Below are 18516 nucleotides of genomic sequence, written 5' to 3' on the forward strand. Positions count from 1 at the left end.
GGTCTCCTTGGTGGTGGAAGGCGGTATACACCACGCGCTGGCGTGATGGCGTGACACATCATGCTCGGGCCGGCGTGATCGCAGTATCGGCGCGCGTGCGGTTGGCTTGTAGGACAGGGATGAGTTACTGACGAACATAAGATTTACTGGCAGAATAGCAAGCGCATAGCGACTCACCAACAAGGGCACACATGGAAAACCACCAATATCTGCGCTGCGACGACGCCATGGCCGAGATCGTCGACCAGGGTATCAGCCTGGACCGCAAAACCGGCGCCGCCAACGCCTGGATCTTCATGAGCAGCGCCAAGGTGCCGCTGCCGGTGATCAAGCGGGTGCTGGCCAGCCCTGAGCAGCGCCGCCGCAAGCAGCCTAAAGTGTGATATCAGGAAAATGTTGCGACATCGCCACACGATGTAAATCCCCACCCGCCCCGGTCGCGGCATGCTTGTTACAAATGCCGCGCCGCGTTCCTCCCTGCTCCCTCTGGTAATTTATTCCCCGACGCAACTCGGATTAATTGTAGGAAAAATAACTGTCCGTGAATTATAACTTGCGGTAGCTGGCGCTATCGCTGGAATTTATTTTATCTTGACGGACTATACGTTCATCTGTAACTTGGCGGAACCGGCGAGTTAAACCAGATTAATACCATGCTGCCACATGCGCTAAGCATCATCGTCAATGAATTGGTCAGGCATATGGGCGAATACGGGCCGGTGGCGGTACCGTCGGTGGAACTGGGGAATATAGCGGAAGGATTTCGCTCCACCGTGGGCGGCCCCGGGGTGTCGCGCGACGTGCTGTGTCTGCAGGTAGTCAACATCAAGGAGGAAAAGGCGCTCAAGAACTTGCCGAATTACGTGCGGGATGATATCAACAAAAAAGCGCTGTTTGAAAATCCACCGGTATTCCTGAATTTTCAGATATTAATCGCCGCCACGCATGCCAGTTATGCGGGCGCATTATTGATGCTGTCACGCGCCATACGCTTTTTTCAAATGAATAATACGTTCACTGAAAGCAGCGTTAATCCTTTATCGATTACCACCAACGCGCCGATTAATCTGCTGGATCGCCTCGACAAATTCAAGCTGATATTCGACCTGTATTCACCGGCCATGGAGGAAGTCAACCACCTGTGGGGGACTCTTGGCGGCAAGCAATATCCGTTTGTGCTGTACACCATGCGCATGCTGGACCTGCAATTCCACATACCGCCGCGCGAGGCCAGCCTGGTCGTGGAGACCCGGGCGGATGTGCTCCCGAAACAACCCGTTTCCCTGTGAGAGGTGATTATGGCTTTGGCGTACAAGACACCCGGCGTCTACATCGAGGAAATACCCAGGTTCCCGCCCATCGTCTCGGCCGTGGAGACCGCCATCCCGGCCTTCGTCGGCTATGTCGAAAAAGTGGTGGATACCGCGCTCAAGGTGCCGCTGAGGATCTCCTCCCTGGTCGAGTACGAGGCCCATTTCGGCGGACCGCAGCCGGAAGCCGCCATCGTCGTGAACGCCGTCGAGATCAAGGACGCCAGCGGCGCCGTCACCGGGCAAAAGTTCAGCGCCACCCTGGACCTGACCAAGCGCTCCAAGTACCTGCTGTACTACGCGCTGCAAATGTTCTTCGCCAATGGCGGCGGCCCGTGCTGGATCGTGCCGGTTGGCCTGTACAAGAGCGCCTCGGTCGTCACCGAGACGGAGCTCTCCGCCGGCCTGGCCGCGCTGGAGAAGGTCGACGAGCCCACCCTGCTGGTATTCCCCGAGGCGCAAAGCCTGGGCATCGCCGACTTCAAGAAGGTCATGGATGGCGCCCTGGCCCAGTGCAACCTGCTCAAGGACCGCTTCGTCATCATGGACGTGCATGGCGACTCGGTGTCCGTCTACAGCCCCGATGCATCGATCGCCACCATTGCCAAGAATTTCCGCGACAGCGGGGTCGGCACCGCCAACCTCAAATACGGGGCCGCCTACGCCCCCAACCTGGAAACCATCCTGGACTACGTCATCGACGAGAGCAAGACCGAGGTCAATTACTTCAAGCCGGCCAGCGTGGCCGACAAGAAGATGCTGAGCTTGCTGACCACCGACAACAGCCTGGTCTACGAGAGCGCCAAGGCAGCTATCCGTGAATTGTCGCTGCTGCTGCCCCCCAGTTCCACCATGGCCGGCATCTACGCCGCCGTCGACGCCGAGCGCGGCGTGTGGAAGGCGCCCGCCAACGTCAGCGTGGTGGGGGTGATCAAGCCCACCATCGAGTTCACCAACAAGGACCAGGATGGCCTGAACGACGACGCCACGGCCGGCAAGTCCATCAACGCGATCCGCCCTTTCACCGGCAAGGGCACGCTGGTGTGGGGGGCGCGCACCCTGGCCGGCAACGATGCCGAATGGCGCTACATCAACGTGCGTCGCCTGTTCATCTTCATCGAGGAATCGTGCAGCAAGGCCAGCGCCAGCTTCGTGTTCGAACCCAATGACGCCAACACCTGGGTGCGGGTGCAAGCCATGATAGAGAACTTCCTCACCGTGCTGTGGCGCCAGGGCGCGCTACAGGGCGCCAAGCCGGAACACGCCTTCTATGTGTCCGCCGGGCTGGGCAAGACCATGACGCCGCAGGACATCCTGGAAGGCCGCCTGGTGGTCGAGGTGGGCATCGCGGCCGTGCGTCCGGCCGAATTCATCGTGCTGCGCTTCTCGCACAAGCTGGCGCAATCCTGAACCATCACCGACACGAGGTAGAGCATGGCACAAGACTATCCGATCCCGCGCTTCCACTTCCAGGTCGACTGGGGCGGGGCCAAGATCAGCTTCACCGAGGTCACCGGCCTGGTGATGGAGCGCGAAAAGATCGAATACCGCCACAGCGACAGCAAGGACTTCAACAAGATCGCCATGCCGGGCATGGTGAAGAACTCCAACATCACGCTCAAGCGCGGCAAGTTCGAGGGCGACTTCGATTACAACAAATGGCTGGACGACGTCGCCAACGAGCGCTCGGAAGGGCGGCGCGACGTCATCATCCGGCTGCTCAACGAGAAGCACCTGCCGGTGGCGGCATGGTCGGCCACGCGCTGCTTCCCGGTCAAGATCTCGGCGCCGGACCTGAAGTCGGACGCCAACGAGACCGCCATCGAGACCCTGGAGATCGCGCACGAGGGCCTGAAGCTGATGAAGGTCTGAGCGGGCCGCCATGAGCGACTACTACCCGCCGTGGAGCTTTTACTACCGGGTCGAATTCGGCGTCGGCAAGGACCGGAGCGACGTGCGCTTCCAGACCGTGTCCGGCCTGTCGGTCGAATACGACATGGAGGAGTTCAAGGAGGGCGGCGAGAACCGCTTTACCCATAAGCTCCCGGTGCGCACCAAGTACGCCGACCTGGTGCTCAAGCGCGGCATGGTCACCGATTCGGCCGTCATCGCCTGGTTCCTGGACGCCTTCCGCGAACGCAAGTTCGCGCCGACCGACGTCAACGTGATCCTGATGAACGAAAAGGGCGACCCGCTGCGCACCTGGAAGGTGGCGCAGGCCATCCCCAGGAAGTGGTCGGTGAGCGACTTCAACGCGGGCGAGAACGCCATCGTGGTCGAATCCATGGAACTGTCTTACCGTTATTTCACCATCCAGTAGCAGGAGCGCCACGCATGCCGATAGAGATACGCGAACTGCACATCAAGGTGGCCGTGAACGGCGCCCCGGGCCAGGACGGCCAGTCCCCCGCCACGCCAGCCGGCGAAGCGGCCCAGCAGGCCATCGTGGCCGAATGCGTGGAGCAGGTGCTGCGCATCCTGCAGAACCGGATGGAGCGCTGATGGCAACCCAGGGCAAGCTGGAGAAAATGCTGATCCTGGCCTTCGAGTCCTCGGCCGACGCCGAGACCGGCGGCAAGCTGGAGGCCAAGGCCAGCTACGAAGCCTTGATCAATCCGGAGACCTATACCCTGGAATACAAGGTCAAGACGGCCGAAGGGCAAGGGCAGGGCAGCAGCGGCGCCCAGCAGAAATTCGCCTACACCATGCCGGAGGAGCTGAGCTTCGAGTTCCTGTTCGACGCCACCGGCATCATCGACGGCAATCCGCAGCCGGACGGCGTGTTCGGCCAGGTCGACGCCTTCCGCAAGCTGCTCACCGAATACCGGCCCGATACGCACGAGCCGTTCCACCTCAAGCTCATCTGGGGCAACCTGGTGTTCAAGGGCCGCGCCGTCGAGCTGGGCATCACCTACAAGCTGTTCAACCCGGACGGCCAGCCGATACGCGCCGTGGCGCGCACCAAGTTCAAAGGGAGCATCGAGGAAAAGAAGCGCGTCGCCAAAGAGGACCGCCATTCGCCGGACCTGACCCATGTGCGCGTGGTGCGGGCCGGAGACCGTCTGCCGCTGTTGTGCCACGAGATCTACGGCGATCCGCGCCATTACCTGGACGTGGCGCGCGTCAACGGCCTCGATGACTTCCGGGCGCTGGCGCCGGGCCAACGCCTGCTGTTCCCGCCGCTGGCCAAGGCCCGTCCATGAACGACCGCGCGCACGCCCAGGCGGCCGGCCAGGCCGACGTCTGCACCTACGCGGTGCTGGTCGACGGCCAGGAACTGTCGGCCCAATTCCACGTGCTGGCGATCGAGGTGAACCGGGAGCTGAACCGCATCCCGTCGGCGCTGATCGAACTGCGCGACGGCGATCCCGCCAAGTCCACCTTCCCGGCCAGCGAGGCCGACAGCCTGGTGCCCGGAAGGCAAATCGAGATCCAGCTCGGCTACCGGGCCAGGAACGAGACCGTGTTCAAGGGTGTGGTGGTCAAGCACAGCATCCGCGTGCGCAAGCATGCCAGCCAGCTGCTGGTGGAATGCCGCGACGCCGCCGTCAGCATGAGCACCGAGCCGGCCACGCGCCATTACGTGGCCAAGGCCGACAGCGAGATCATGGAGCAGCTGCTGCGCGACCATGGCCTGCGGCACCAGGTGGAGTCCACCGGCGCGCCGCTGGAGGATCTGGTGCAGTACCAGGCCACGGACTGGGATTTCCTGCTGTGCCGCGCCGAGGCCAACGGCCAGGTGGTGCTGGCCGACGATGGCCAGGTGAGCGTGATGAAGCCGTCCACCAGCGGCGACGCCGCCCTCAGCCTGCAATTTGGCGACAGCCTGCTGGAGCTGGACGCTGAAGTGGACGCCCGCTGGCAAAGCAAGGCCGTGCACGCCGCCAGCTGGAGCGCCGCCGACCAGAAGCTGCTGGTGGCCGAGGCCAGGGAAGGGGAGGGCGGCTCCAGCGGCAACCTGGAGCCATCCGCCTTGGCCGACGTGGCGGCCGGCGATGCGCTGCTGCTGCGCCACGGCGGACTGCTGGGCCAGACCGAATTGCAGGCCTGGGCCGACGCCCGCTTGCAGCGCGAGCGCCTGGCCAAGGTGCGCGGGCGCGCCCGCTGCCAGGGACTGGCCGCCATCAAGCCGGGCGCCGTGCTGGCGCTGGACGGCCTGGGCCAGCGCTTCAACGGCAGCCTGCTGGTGTCCGGCGTGCGCCACTGCGTCAGCAACGGCAATTGGGAGACCGATGTGCAGTTCGGGCTCAGTCCGTTGCAGTTCGCGTCCGTGTTCGATTTACGCCCCATGCCGGCCGGCGGGCTGCTGCCGGCCGTGAGCGGGCTGCAGGTCGGCGTGGTGAGCGCGCTGGAGGGCGATCCGGCACACGAGGAGCGCATCGCCGTGCGGCTGCCGTTTGCCGACAATGCCAGTGAGGGCGTGTGGAGCCGCATCGCCTGCCTGGACGCGGGCAAGGAGCGCGGCACTTATTTCCGGCCCGAGATAGGCGACGAGGTGGTGGTCGGCTTCCTGGACAGCGATCCGCGCCACCCGGTGGTGCTGGGCATGTGCCACAGCAGCGCCAGGCCGGCGCCCGAGCCGCTGGCCGACAGGAACGACCTCAAGGGCTATGCCAGCCGGGCCAAGCTCAAGCTGCAGTTCGATGACGACAGGAAGATTGCCCTGATCGAGACCCCGGCCGGCAACCGCCTGGCCCTGTCCGAGGACGCCAAGGGCATCGTGATCGAAGACCAGAACGGCAACAAGATCGTGCTGGACGACAGCGGCGTGCGGATAGAAAGCAGCAAGGACCTGATTTTCAAGGCCGCCCAGGACATCAGGATGGAAGCCGTGAACATCGAATGCAAGGCCAGCATGAACATGAAGGCCGCCGCCGTCTCCAGCCTGGACCTGTCGGGCGCCAGCGCCAGTCTCAAAGGCAGCGCCACCACCGTCATCCAGGGCGGTATGGTGCTAATCAATTGAAAGGAGCAGCGCCATGCCGTTTGCAGCGCGCGTCAGCGACATGATACTCAGCCCGGCCACCTACGGCGCGCCGGCGCCCATCCTGCCGCCGGGGGCAGCCGCGGTGCTGATTGGCGGCCTGCCGGCCGCATGCATGGGCGACAGCTGCGGGGCGGACGCCATCATCCAGGGCTCGGCCACGGTGCTGATAGGCGGGCTGCCGGCGGCCCGCATGGGCGACGTCACAGCCGCCGCTGGCAGCGTGCTGGGGCCGGGCGTTCCCACCGTGATCATCGGAGGCTGACATGCAGCGCGCCTACCTGGGACGCGGCTGGTCCTTTCCACCCACCTTCACTCCGCAAGCCGGGGTGGCCATGCTGGAGGACGAGGCCGACATCGCCTCCAGCCTGGACATCCTGCTCACCACCGCCCCGGGCGAGCGCAGCATGCTGCCCCAGTATGGCTGCAACCTCGACGAACTGGTGTTCGAGAGCCTGGACACGCGCATGAAGACGCTGATGGCGGACAAGGTGGAAACCGCCATCCTGTACTTCGAGCCGCGCATCACCATCGAGAGCGTGGGCCTGGACGACAGCCGGCAGCTGGAAGGGATGATCCTGATCGAGGTGGTGTACCGGCTCAAGTCCACCAATTCGCGCTTCAATTTCGTCTTCCCGTTCTACAAGCTGGAAGGCACTGACATCAACCTCACCACCACGGTGAATCTCCTGCCCTGACAGGTGGCCTGATGCCGACCGACGACTGCAAGCACAATACCGATCCTTTCAAGCTGGTGCGCGAAGGCAGCAGCCAGCCGCAGCGCCGCCTGGCGGCGCTGGACCCCGGCTACGCCCCGGTGGACCAGCGCCTGCCCGCCCACCGCATGCTGTTCGCGCGCGCCTATGCCGCCTTCCTGCGCTACGTGGACCTGGACAACGCGGACGCCGGCAACTGGCAGGTCTTTTTCGCCAGCGATGTATCGGTGCAGCTGGCGCTGGCGTCGGTGCAGGATGTGGCGGGCTACCAGTCCGCCATCAAGGAAGACCTGGCTTACCTGGACCAGCTGCAGAACGCCGGCGACGAGGCCGGGCTGCGCCTGCGGCTGGGCCGCGTGTTTGCCAGCGTGGCCACCCTGGCGGCGCAGATCGAGCAGTTGCGCGCAGCCCTGCCGGACGGGCTGGCGCTCAAGGAGCAGCTGGCCAACCAGGTCCGCAGGCAGCTGGCGCCGGCCTACAAGCACCTGCTGCTGTACCAGCGCGAGGGCCGGCTGGCGTCCGCGCCCGGTCCCTGGCTCACCGACACGGCGCCGCAGCAGCCCGTCCTGGGCGCCGCGCTCACGCTGCAGGCGGCCACCCAGCTGCCGTACGGGCCGGAGTGGATCGCGGGCGATAGTGCGGCGAGCTGGGCCGACTATCTGGCCCGCCTGGAGAACCCCGCGCTGTATCCGGACAGCGGCATCTACGGCAGCGGCGCCACGGTGGCTGCCCGCGCCAACCACATCGCCACCCACACCCTGTTCAAGTCGGTGCTGGACCGATTCCTGAAAGCCTATGCGCGCCTGGCCGGCGCGGCAGGAGAGGCGCTGGAGGCCAGTTTCCAGCAGTCCGACGCCCATCTGCCACACTATGGCCTGTTCCTGGCCTTCCTGCGCCTGTTCGAACGGCTGCGCGAGCAAACCAATACGCTGACCGCGCGCCACCTGGACTTCTACTACCGCGACGTGCTGCGCCTGAAGGAAAGAGGCGCCGAGCCCTCGCATGTCTACCTGCTGGGCGAGCTGGCGCGCCAGGTTCCGGCCCACTTGATGCAGGCCGGCACCCTGGTCAAGGCCGGCAAGGATGGCCGGGGCAGGGAAGCATGCTTTGCCCTGCTGCGCGACACGGTGCTGAACCAGGGCCGGGTGGCTGCGCTGCACACCGTGTACCGCCACGACGGCGAGGCGGTGGGCGGTGTGCAGGGCGGCGGCCATGACGCCGGGCGGATCTACGCCTCGCCAGTATCGAATTCCGCCGACGGCCTGGGCGAGCCGCTGGAGACTGACGATCCGTCCTGGCATCCCTTCCACAACAAGCGCTACGCGGATGGCATGCTGGCCCAGATCCGGATGCCGCAGGCGGTGCTGGGCTTTGCCGTGGCCTCGCACTACCTGCTGCTGGCCGAGGGCCAGCGCAGCATAGACCTGGACTTCACGGTGCAGGGCGCGCTGCCGGCCGGCAGCTACGCCGACGATATGGTATGCCTGCTGAGCATCGCCGAGGGCTGGCTGGAAAAACCGGTCGCTGCCTTGGTCGGCGCTTCCGGCCAGCTGCATGTGCAGGTGCAGCTGGGCGGGGCCGATCCCGCCATCGTGGCCTGGGAGGCCAAGGTGCACGGCGGCCGCTACGGCGTGGCGCTGCCGGTGCTGCAGGTGCTGCTGAAACACCGCGCCGGCGCGGATTATCCTTACGCGAAACTGCAGGATGTAGTGATCGATAACTGCCAGCTGGCGGTGGCCGTGACCGGACTCAAATCGCTGGCGGTATCCAACGATTTCGGGCCGGTGGACACCTCCAAGCCCTTCCAGCCCTTTGGCGCCATGCCGGCCCAGAACAGCGCGCTGTTGATAGGTTCGCGCGAGCTGTTCCAGAAGACCCTGGCCAGCGCCAGCCTGCAGATAGGCTGGCAGGCCACGCCGGCGCCCTACACGGTGTCGCCCAGGATGGAAGTGGACGTGCTGTCGGCCGGCGCCTGGGCCGCCACCGGCATGGGCGCCGCCGTCAGCGCCACCAGCATCGCGCTGGGCGCCGGCCTGGCGCCGGCGGTACTCGACGTGCCCGACCTGGCGCCGTCACTACACTACAGCAACGCCGCCCGCCAGGGCTACCTGCGCCTGCGGCTGGACCAGGATTTCGGCCAGGGCAAGTACCAGGCCGACTTGCTCAAGTACCTGAAGGAGGGCGGAACCAATCCCGGCGCGCCGCCGCCGGCGCCCGTCATGGCCTCGCTCACAGTGAGCTACACGGCCCAGCAGACCATTGCGCTCAACAGCGCCAACGCCGCCGCCTTTGAAGCACGCCAGGCGCGCTACTACCATGTGGCGCCGTTCGGCGTGGCGGAACGGCATCCGCTGCTGGCCAGCGCGGCCAAGGTCAGCCTGATGCCGCAATTCGTGTTCCAGTCCGCCGATGCGGGGACGACCAGCGCGGCCGAGTTCTACATTGGCGTGGCCGGCCTGCAGCCGCCGCAGGAGCTCAGCCTGCTGTTCGAAGTACTACCCGGCACGGCCGACCCGCTGGCGCAGAAGCCCGTGCCGCATCTGCGCTGGAGCTATTTGCGCGCGAATGAGTGGGTGGACTTCGCCCCCAACGAGGTGGGCGACGGCAGTTCGGAACTGCTGGAATCGGGCATCGTCACCCTCAGCGTGCCGCGCGCGGCCAGCACCGGCAATACGCTGCTGGCGCCGGAATTGCGCTGGCTGCGCCTGGCCGTGGCCAGCAAGACCGACGCCGCCTGCCGATTGCTGCTGGTGGCCGCCCAGGCCATGGAAGCACGTTTCGAGGACCGGGACAATGACCCGGCGTACGCCGCCACGGCGCTGCCGGCCGGCGCCGCCACCAAGCTCGATGCGCCTGATGCGGCGCTCAAGCAGCTGCTCCAGCCTTTCCCCAGCTTTGGTGGCCGCGGGGCGGAGGCGCCGGCCGACTTCCATGTGCGCGCCAGCGAGCGGCTGCGCCACAAGGACCGCGCCATCGCGCTGTGGGATGTCGAACACCTGATACTGCAAGCCTTCCCGCAGATTTACCAGGCCAGGTGCCTGAACCATACCCAATACGAGCCGGACGACAGCGGCAGCGGCATCTACCGCGAGCTGGCGCCCGGCCATTACACGGTGGTGACCATCCCCAGCCTGCTGGCGCACCAGTTGCGCGACCCGCTGCGGCCCTACACCAGCCTGGACCTGCTGCAGCGCATCGAGGCCTGCCTGCGCCAGCGCGGCTCCTGCTTCGCGCGCCTGCACGTGCGCAATCCCCAGTTCGAGGAAGTGCGGGTCTCCTTCAAGCTCAGGCTGTACGAGGGCTACGATGAAGCGTATTACGTCAAGCAGCTGCAAGAGGAGCTGACGCGCTTCCTGTCGCCCTGGGCTTATCCCGGCGGCGGCGCGCCCAGCTTTGGCGGCAAGGTTGTCAAGTCGGTGCTGATCAACTTCGTGGAGGAACGGCCCTATGTCGATTACGTCACCGACTTCCAGTTGTTCCACGATATCGCCGGCGTGCAGGGGACGACGGACTTGAATGAGGTCAGCGGCTCGCTGGCGGTGTCCATCCTGGTGTCGGCGCGCGCGGCCCGGCACGCCATCACCGTGCTGCATCCCCAGGCCGGGGGCGGCGCGGCCGAAGCGTGCCCGTGCGAGGCGGCATGAGCAAGGCGCCTGTCACCATCCCCGCGCTGCCGGCGCTGTCGCCGGCTGCGGATTTCTACGCACTGCGGCGCGAGGGGATAAGTTATATCGAGCAAATGTCCAGCGCGCAGTGGACCGACTACAATGCGCACGATCCCGGCATCACCATCCTGGAACAGCTGTGCTATGTGCTGACCGACCTTGCCTACCGCAACAGCTGGGACATCAAGGATCTGCTGATGCCGCCGTCGCCATCGGCGGACCCTTCCCAGCCTTATCCCCAGCAGGCCTTCTTCCCGGCGAGCCAGATCCTCACCGTCAATCCGGTGACGCCGGACGACTACCGCCGGTTGCTGATCGGGCTGCCGGCGGTGCGCAACGCCTGGCTGTACTGCAAGCAGTGCGCCTGCGACGTGGTGTATTACGCCTGGTGCGAACTGGACCGGCAAATCTACAGCTATACGCCGCCCGCCGGTGGCGCCGCCGCCAGGGTGGAGGTGGAGGGCACGTACGAAGTGTTGCTGGAACTGGAGGAAGATCCGGAATCCGGCGACCTGAATGACGCCAAGGTCGAGCTGGAACATGGCTTGGCCGACAGCGGCGGCAAGCCGCGCAGCCTGGCGCTGGAACTGCGCTTCCCGGATTGGGCGCTGGCCTGGCCAGCGCAATGGGAGGCCTTCCTGCAGCAGGGCGCGCTGGTGTCGGTCAAGCTGCTGTCGTTCGGCGCACGCCGCGATTACGACGTCTTCAGCGATGGCACGCTGGACCAGGCCGGCAAGGACCGCTACCTGCGCGAGCACTGGAACCAGGTGTTTTACCTGGGACTGGAAATCGAATTGGCCGGGCTGGTCAAGATCGCCGTTAGCGGCATCGCCCTGCACCTGTTCGGCGACAATGCAACCCGGGCCGCCGCCACCGTAGCCATGCTGCGCGACCTGCTGCAGGATGCTGGTGCGGGCGGCGCGGTCGCGCGCTACCGCGCCAAGGTGCGCAAGGCAGATGCCGCCGTGGCCCAGGCCAGGTCGGCGCTGGCCGCCTGCCGCAACCTGGCCGAGGACTATTGCCGCATCGGCAACGTCAAGCTGGAGGATGTGGCGGTATGCGCCGATATCGAAGTGGCGCCGGATGCCGATATCGAACAGGTGCAGGCCCAGGCCTGGTTCCTGATCCAGCGCTACCTGGCCCCGCCGGTGCCGCATTACAGCCTGCAGGAGATGCTGGACAGCGGCCTGCCGGTCGAGGATATCTTCAATGGGCCGCTGCCGGAGGGAGGCTTCATCCGGCAGGACGAGCTGGCGGCGGCTGGATTGAAGACGGTGCTGCGCAGTTCCGACATCATCAACCTGCTGATGGATATCCCCGGCGTGGTCGCTGTAGCCAATTTGCTGCTGTCCCGGTATGACCAGGAAGGAGAACTGGTCAAGGGGGCGGCCGATCCTGTTCTGAACAACGGCATGCTGGTGTTCGACGCCAACAAGGGCAGCGCGTCCTGGCAGCTGTACCTGGGCGCGCGGCACCAGCCACGCCTGTATTTCCGCCGATCGCGCTTCCTGTTCATGAAAAACGGCTTGCCTTTCGTCGCGCGCGCGGACGAGGCGCTGGACGTGCTCACCCAGCTGCAGGGGCAGGCCGAGCGCGGCAAGACAGGCAATACGGCGCTGGATTTGCCGGTGCCGGCCGGGACTTACCGCAACCCGGGCAAATACCACCCGCTCCAATACGGGCTGCCGCAGACCTATGGAGTGGGACCGGCAGGCCTGTCCAGCAAGGCCAGTTCGCTGCGCAAGGCGCAGGCGCTCCAGCTGCAGGCCTACCTGATGGTGTACGAGCAGCTGCTGGCCAACGCCGCCGCGCAGATCGCGCACGCGGCCGACCTGTACTCGCTGGACCCCACGGTGGCGCGCACCTACTTCGCGGGCGAGTTGAATTCCGCCCTGCTGGCCGCTTATGGCGACGTGGTAAAGGGTCTGACCCCGGCCGCGCTGGAGGCGATGCTGGAGACGCCGGTCGAATTCCAGGAGCGCCGCAACCGCTTCCTCGACCATCTGCTGGCACGCTTTGGCGAGGGCTTTGGCGACTACGCGTTGCTGCTCGGTGACGAGCGCGGCGTGCGCACCGCCTCCGCCAGGCTGATCGCCGACAAGGCAGGCTTCCTGGCTGCCTATCCGCGCATCAGCCGCGACCGGGCGCGCGCATTCAATTACGCGCTGCACCCGAACGCGCCGGACAATGTGGCCGGCATCAAGGAGCGTGTGAGCCTGCTGCTCGGCTATCCGGCGCTGGCGTTCACCTGGGCAGCGTCCGCGCCCGCCAGCGTGGACGGCTACCAGCTGAAGGATAATCAGGGCAAGGCATGGCTGGAGGGAACATTCGCCACGCCGTTCACCGGCGCCGACGACGCCGCCGCCCGGCAGGCGGCCTACGGCGCCTTGATCGCACGGCTGACGCAGCCGCAGGCCTACCACTTGGTCAGCCAGGCGGGTGGCTACCGGGTCAAGGTGCGCGATGAGCACGAGCTGCCGCTGGGCGCCAGTCCGGAGCTGTTCACGACGCCGGAGGCGGCGCGCGCAGTGCTGGATGAGCTGCTGTCCTGGGCCGCCAACCGGCGCGCCATCGTGGTCGAGCATGTGCTGCTGCGGCCGAAGTTCCCCGGCGATGCGCTGATCGAGCCCTGCACGGACGGCGGCTGCACCAGCTGCGACGGCGCGGACCCGTATTCCTTCCGGCTCAGTGTTGTGATGCCGGGATGGACCGCGCCATACAATGACAACCTGCCGCTGCGCGGCTTTGCCGACCGCACCATACAGCAGGAGTTGCCTTCCCACCTGCTGGCCAAGGTGTGCTGGGTTGGCAATGATGGCTTCATCGTCAACCCGTGCGAGCCGGTGGTGGGGGAGGTGGCCAGGCTGCTGGAGACCGAGGGCCTGACGCCGGACGGCAAGCGCCCCGGCGGCGTGGCGGCTTGCGCCTGCTCCGAGGCTTTGTACGCCGGCTTCGCCTCGGTGTTCAACGCCTGGTATGAGGACAAGACGCTGCTGTACTGGCAGCCGGGCGCGCTGGAGTCGGCGCTGCAGGCCGTGTTCGGCAGCCAGCCGGACGCAGGCGACTTTTCCTGCACCACGGTGCTGGACGCGGCCTTGTTCGGCAAGGTCAGGCAGCTGATGCTGGCGCATTTCAAGGCCGTGGTGCTCAGCGGCTGGCAGTTCGAGCGCTTCGAGACCGCCTGGAGCGCATGGCTGGAAGCGAACGCCGTGCTGGATTGGACCACGGAGCGGGTGCAGGCGCGGGTGCAGGCCATCCTGGAACAGGGACTATCCAGTGCGGCCGGCAAGGATGCGCTGTGCGCGTGCGCGGCCGGTATCGTGCAGGCATGGGGCGCCGCCTTCGATGCATGGATGGCCGCCAATATCGCGGCGGACAAGGTTCCGGCCGACTTTACGCCATTCAGTCCGGCGCCGGTGCAGTTGTGCGCGGGGCTGTCGTTCAAGGCCGGCACGGCCGCGCAGGTCGAGGCTTTGTTGCGCGACCGTTATGCGGCGTATGTGGACGTGTCGTACCGCTTGCGTATCGTGCTGGCCTTGCTGGCCAAACTGCGCAATATCTACCCGGGTGCGACCTTGCACGATTGCGACGATGGCGGCGACCAGAACCCGGTGCGGCTGGGCAGTACGGCGCTGGGCCAGCAGCCGGTGCGACCCGTGCAGGCGGCGCCGGATATCGAAACCGAGGCCGATCCGCCCAGCCCTGCGCCCGCGCCGTCGCCCGGGCCAGTACCAGCGCCCGAGCCGGTGCCGTCACCCGAGCCGGTGCCGTCACCCGAGCCGGTGCCGTCGCCCCAGCCTGGGCCATCGCCCGAACCTCCGCCGTTGCCGGAGTCCCCGCCCGAACCTGCGCCAGCACCGCCGCCTGAACCAGCTCCCGCTCCTGCAGGCACGGACAGCGACGCGCTGCCGCCGGCGCCGTCCCCTGCACTGATCGATACGCAGCCCGCCCCCAAGCGCACGCGGCGCACGAAAACACCCAGATAGCCGAATCGAGTACGCCATGCCCACTTCCGAACTACGGTGCCGAACATGAAGACTGTCCAAGATACCTATCCTGTTTTCGAGGCGAACCAGGTCCTGTCGAATGCGCACCTGAACCAGCTGTTCGACTACCTGGGCGAGCAGGAGAGGCTGACCCGCGCCAACCTGATCGGCACCGGCATCACCTGCGGCCTGGCGCTGCGCCTGGACGGCGGCACGCTGCAGCTGTCGCCCGGTTGCGGCATCACCACGGAAGGCTACCTTGCTGTGGAGTCCGATGCGGTGGCACTGACCGCCTACCGCGAATACACGCTGCCGCTGGACGTGGATTACCTCCTGTTGCGCGACAAATCCCAACCCGGCCGCCCCAGCTATCCGCTGTGGGAACTGTTCCCGGCCGGGGAACCGGACACCACGCCGATTGGCAGCCCGGCCGGCTTCCTGGACAACAAGGCCGTGCTGCTGTTCGTAGAACTGAAGAAGGAAGGTCTGCGCAACTGCAGCCCCAACGACTGCAACGACCGCGGCTCGCAGCTGGTGGCCACCGTGCGCCGCCTGCTGATTGGCGTGGCCGACCTGGCCAAGGTCATTGCCGAGGGCGCGGCGCAGGGCAGCGGCATGACCACGGCGGACCTGGAAGCCCTGGCGCTGAGCCGCCTCAACCTGCCCGACCTGCGCCTGCCGCGCTACGACGTCCCCAACACCTCGCCCACCACGTCGGAGCAGGTGCTGGCCGCCTACCGCAAGGTATTCGCGGACGCCCAGCTGGCCGCCAACGCCAAGGCAGCCTTCAGCGCCGCTTACGCGGCCTTCAAGCCGCTGCTGCAGGACCAGTATGCGAGCGACCCGTTTTCCGGCTTCAGCGGAAAATTCGGCTTCCTCGACAATAGCGATGGCGACAGCGCCCGGATCCTGTTCCTGCAATACTATTACGGCCTGTTCGACGACCTGCTGCGCGCCTATGACGAAATGCGCTGGAAGGGCATGGAACTGGTCTGCGCCTGCGTGCCGTCCGAACAGCTGTTCCCGCGTCACCTGATGCTGGGTGTGCCCAAGCCCATCGGCGTCTATCCCGCCCTGTATCGCAACAGCTATGCCCCGGCCTGCGCGGGGGAGGAACTGCGCGATGAATTCCTGGCCCTGTTCGCGCGCCTGGTCGGCATCGCGGACAGCTTCACCCACCAGCCGCCGCTGCCCGCCGCGAACATGCAGATCCGCATCACCCCCAGCACCGTAGGGCCGCAGGCGTTGGCCTGCAGGGCCATTCCCTACTATTACACCCAAGCCGGGGACACACCGCTGTACCAGCGCTGGAGTCCGGAACGTACGCGGCGCGGGCGCGCCAACCAGAACCTGGGCTACCGCAGCACGGAATACGCGCCCGCCGCGCCATCCTTCGTGACGGATGCGCTGCGCTACGACCTGGAGACCAACAACTTCCTGCGCATCGAAGGCCACCTGGGGAAACAGTACCAGCCGGTGCTGGCCACGCTGCTCAAGCTGCGCAACCAGTACCGGCTGCCGATAGAGGTAATTGCCCTGCGCACGGGCGCCTTCGACGAAAACGCTGCGCTCATCGGCAACGAGTCGGCGCACTGGTCCGACCTGGAAGCCCTGTACGACGTGCTGCGGGAGCAAATCCTGGCCAGCCTGACGGAAGGCATACGCTTCCTGTACGAGACCCCGGCCGACAGCGGCCAACCTGCCGGCACGCCCAGGCATCCGCTGCTGAAAACGCGCGCGCCGCAGTACAAGTACCAGGCTGGAACCATAGGCGCGTGGTATGAAAAATACCTGAACAATTACCTGGCGCGGCCGTATATCGACGTCGACCAGAACAACATCGACCTGGGCGCCATCCTGATGGTGTACTGCGGCCTGTTCACCGGCACCACCGGCCTGCAGGGCAAATACTATCCGCAGGTGGTGTCCATCTACTACATGACCAAGCTGTCGGAAACCCTGCCGGACAAGCTCGATGCGCTGGCGTACCCGGACTTTGAAAACAAGTGCCAGGACCTGCTGGCCCTGACCCGCAACTTCCGTGGCGACAGCCGCAGCAATGTGCCCGGGAGCCTGTCCGAGTTCATGCCGCAGGAAGACCTGGTCGACCACTTCGACCAGATCCTGTACGGCTGCAACCTGGAGGCAGTGCACGCGCTGGTCGAGGAATTCCAGCGCCGCCTGCGGCAGCTCAAGCAGCAGCAGGTGCTGGGCTATTTCCTGCAGCAGCATCCGGGCATACAGCACAAGGCGGGCGTGCCGCTGGGCGGCACCTTCATCCTGGTCTACCACCAGCAGGACGCTGCGGCGGCGCCGCAGGAGTTCCTGATCGGGGACCTGAGCCACCGCAGCCAGGGCAAGGAGAGCGTCAAGCGCGCGCTGCGCCGCCTGGGCGGCGACCTGCGCTACGCTGACGATCCGGACATGCTGGAGCTGATCTCCGTCCTGGGTGGGGACGAGCGCGGCAATACCGCCATCATGGCCAGCGCCGGGCCCGGCCCGATCGCCGCCGCGCTCAAAGGGGTGGACAACGGCGCCGTCATTGCCGACTTCTACCTGCCATACCGGGTCGGCGGCGACGGCCCCGCCATCGAATACGTGCTGCCGCTGCCGCCGCTGGGCCTGAGCATCACGCTGGGCTGCACCGACGCCACCGGCAGCGCACTGGCCACGCTCAAGCCGGAAGGCGGTACGGCGCCCATCAGCTACCGGCTGGACGGCCAGCCCTACAAGCTGCTGGCCGGGCCGGTGGCGCTGGCGGTGGGCGACCACACGCTGGCCATCCGCGACAGCGCCGGCGCCGAATCGGCGCCGCAGGACATCAACGTGCCGTCGCAACTGCGCCTGGGCGAGCCGGAATACCAGGAAGACCAGGCAAGCATGACCTGGCGCGCCAGCATACCCATCCTGGGCGGCGTGCTGCCTTATACGGCCAGCAGCGGCGGCGCCATCGACATCAACCGCTATCTGAGCGAGTCCGTCCCCAGCGGCGGCGCCGTCAAGGTCGAGATCAGCGACAGCGCCGGCTGCGCCACCGGCGGCGAATACAGACACGAGGTCGTACCGGTGTGCGACCTGCCGTGCGAAGGCGTGGCGCGGCGCTGCGGCTTCCGCTTCTGGATACCGGATGGGGACAGGGAAAGGCCGTTCAAGGAAACCAGTACCGAAGTCGCCAGCTTCAAGTTCGAGTTCAGGGATGGCAAGGTGGTCGACCTCGGTCGCGAAGTCCAGGCCATCCTGGCCGGCATCAAGCCCGATGACCTGAACGCCAGCTATGACAAGGTGGTGAACGCCGCCATCAACAACATCAACAAGCTGGTCGCCAAGGCGGTCGGCAGCGACGACTGGTTCATCCTGAAATACGATGTGAAGACCGTGGGCATGCCGGTCCTGTGGATAGAATACTTCAGCTGCCTGCACTTCGAGCTCAGGCTGGCCTTCCGCGGCGCGCAGGGCGAGAACCAGTTCTCCATCGACAGCAGCTATACCCCCGAAGGTACGGCGCTGTTCAGCGGCCGGGTCAGGATCCCGCCATTCAACTGCGCGACCATCTACAAATGCGATCCCAAGCGGCCGGTGGAGCAGGGCTGCAAGGGGCTGGACCTGAAGCTGGAGATCAGCGCAAAGTACGCCGGCAGCGATGTCATCACCCTGAGCGCCAACGCCATTGGGCCGGAACCGGTGCTGTACCTGTGGGAGGTGCAGGAGGCCGTGCCCATCGTGGCCGAGGGCAAGAGCACGCGTGTGACGGTGACCGTGCACCGGCCCGTCATCAAGAACATACGCCTGACGGCCTACACCGAGGAAGGCTGTGTTGCCGTCGCCACCTCGCAGATCAACGCGGGATAAGCCGCC

General features: G+C 66.0%; 13 protein-coding genes. All 13 read left to right on the forward strand.

What is annotated here, in order from left to right; all coding sequences use genetic code 11:
* Positions 1-191 precede the first annotated feature (191 nt).
* Complete coding sequence (locus tag ACLB1G_RS00410) at positions 192-383, forward strand: hypothetical protein (protein WP_491625193.1); 192 nt, start codon at positions 192-194, stop codon at positions 381-383.
* A 270-nt stretch (positions 384-653) separates the two neighbouring features.
* Positions 654-1289, forward strand: a complete 636-nt coding sequence (locus tag ACLB1G_RS00415; RefSeq protein WP_491625194.1) for a Pvc16 family protein — start codon at positions 654-656, stop codon at positions 1287-1289.
* Between the two features lie 9 nt (positions 1290-1298).
* Positions 1299-2720, forward strand: coding sequence for a phage tail sheath family protein (locus tag ACLB1G_RS00420; RefSeq protein ID WP_491625195.1), 1422 nt, complete (start codon positions 1299-1301; stop codon positions 2718-2720).
* Between the two features lie 24 nt (positions 2721-2744).
* Entirely contained in the window at positions 2745-3182 is a 438-nt protein-coding gene (locus ACLB1G_RS00425; protein ID WP_491625196.1) for a phage tail protein, read from the forward strand.
* A gap of 10 nt (positions 3183-3192) precedes the next feature.
* Entirely contained in the window at positions 3193-3630 is a 438-nt protein-coding gene (locus ACLB1G_RS00430) for a phage tail protein (RefSeq protein ID WP_491625197.1), read from the forward strand.
* Positions 3631-3644: 14 nt separating this feature from the next.
* Positions 3645-3812, forward strand: a complete 168-nt coding sequence (locus ACLB1G_RS00435; RefSeq protein ID WP_491625198.1) for a DUF5908 family protein — start codon at positions 3645-3647, stop codon at positions 3810-3812.
* Positions 3812-4513, forward strand: a complete 702-nt coding sequence (locus ACLB1G_RS00440; RefSeq protein WP_491625199.1) for a CIS tube protein — start codon at positions 3812-3814, stop codon at positions 4511-4513. Before ACLB1G_RS00435 ends, ACLB1G_RS00440 begins: the two co-directional genes overlap by 1 nt.
* Complete coding sequence (gene vgrG, locus ACLB1G_RS00445; protein WP_491625200.1) at positions 4510-6276, forward strand: type VI secretion system tip protein VgrG; 1767 nt, start codon at positions 4510-4512, stop codon at positions 6274-6276. The genes ACLB1G_RS00440 and vgrG overlap by 4 nt, the downstream gene beginning before the upstream one ends.
* Positions 6277-6289: 13 nt before the next feature.
* A complete protein-coding gene (locus tag ACLB1G_RS00450; RefSeq protein WP_491625201.1) occupies positions 6290-6559 on the forward strand; it encodes a PAAR domain-containing protein in 270 nt (89 codons plus the stop codon).
* Position 6560: 1 nt separating this feature from the next.
* Positions 6561-6992 carry a GPW/gp25 family protein gene (locus ACLB1G_RS00455; RefSeq protein WP_491625202.1) on the forward strand — a complete coding sequence of 144 codons (432 nt, stop codon included), beginning with the start codon at positions 6561-6563 and terminating at the stop codon, positions 6990-6992.
* Positions 6993-7003: 11 nt separating this feature from the next.
* Positions 7004-10654, forward strand: a complete 3651-nt coding sequence (locus ACLB1G_RS00460) for a baseplate J/gp47 family protein (RefSeq protein WP_491625203.1) — start codon at positions 7004-7006, stop codon at positions 10652-10654.
* Positions 10651-14661 carry a baseplate wedge protein gene (locus tag ACLB1G_RS00465; RefSeq protein WP_491625204.1) on the forward strand — a complete coding sequence of 1337 codons (4011 nt, stop codon included), beginning with the start codon at positions 10651-10653 and terminating at the stop codon, positions 14659-14661. Before ACLB1G_RS00460 ends, ACLB1G_RS00465 begins: the two co-directional genes overlap by 4 nt.
* Positions 14662-14706: 45 nt before the next feature.
* Complete coding sequence (locus ACLB1G_RS00470; RefSeq protein ID WP_491625205.1) at positions 14707-18510, forward strand: hypothetical protein; 3804 nt, start codon at positions 14707-14709, stop codon at positions 18508-18510.
* Positions 18511-18516 lie beyond the last annotated feature (6 nt).

It is taken from the genome of Duganella kummerowiae, assembly GCF_053572355.1.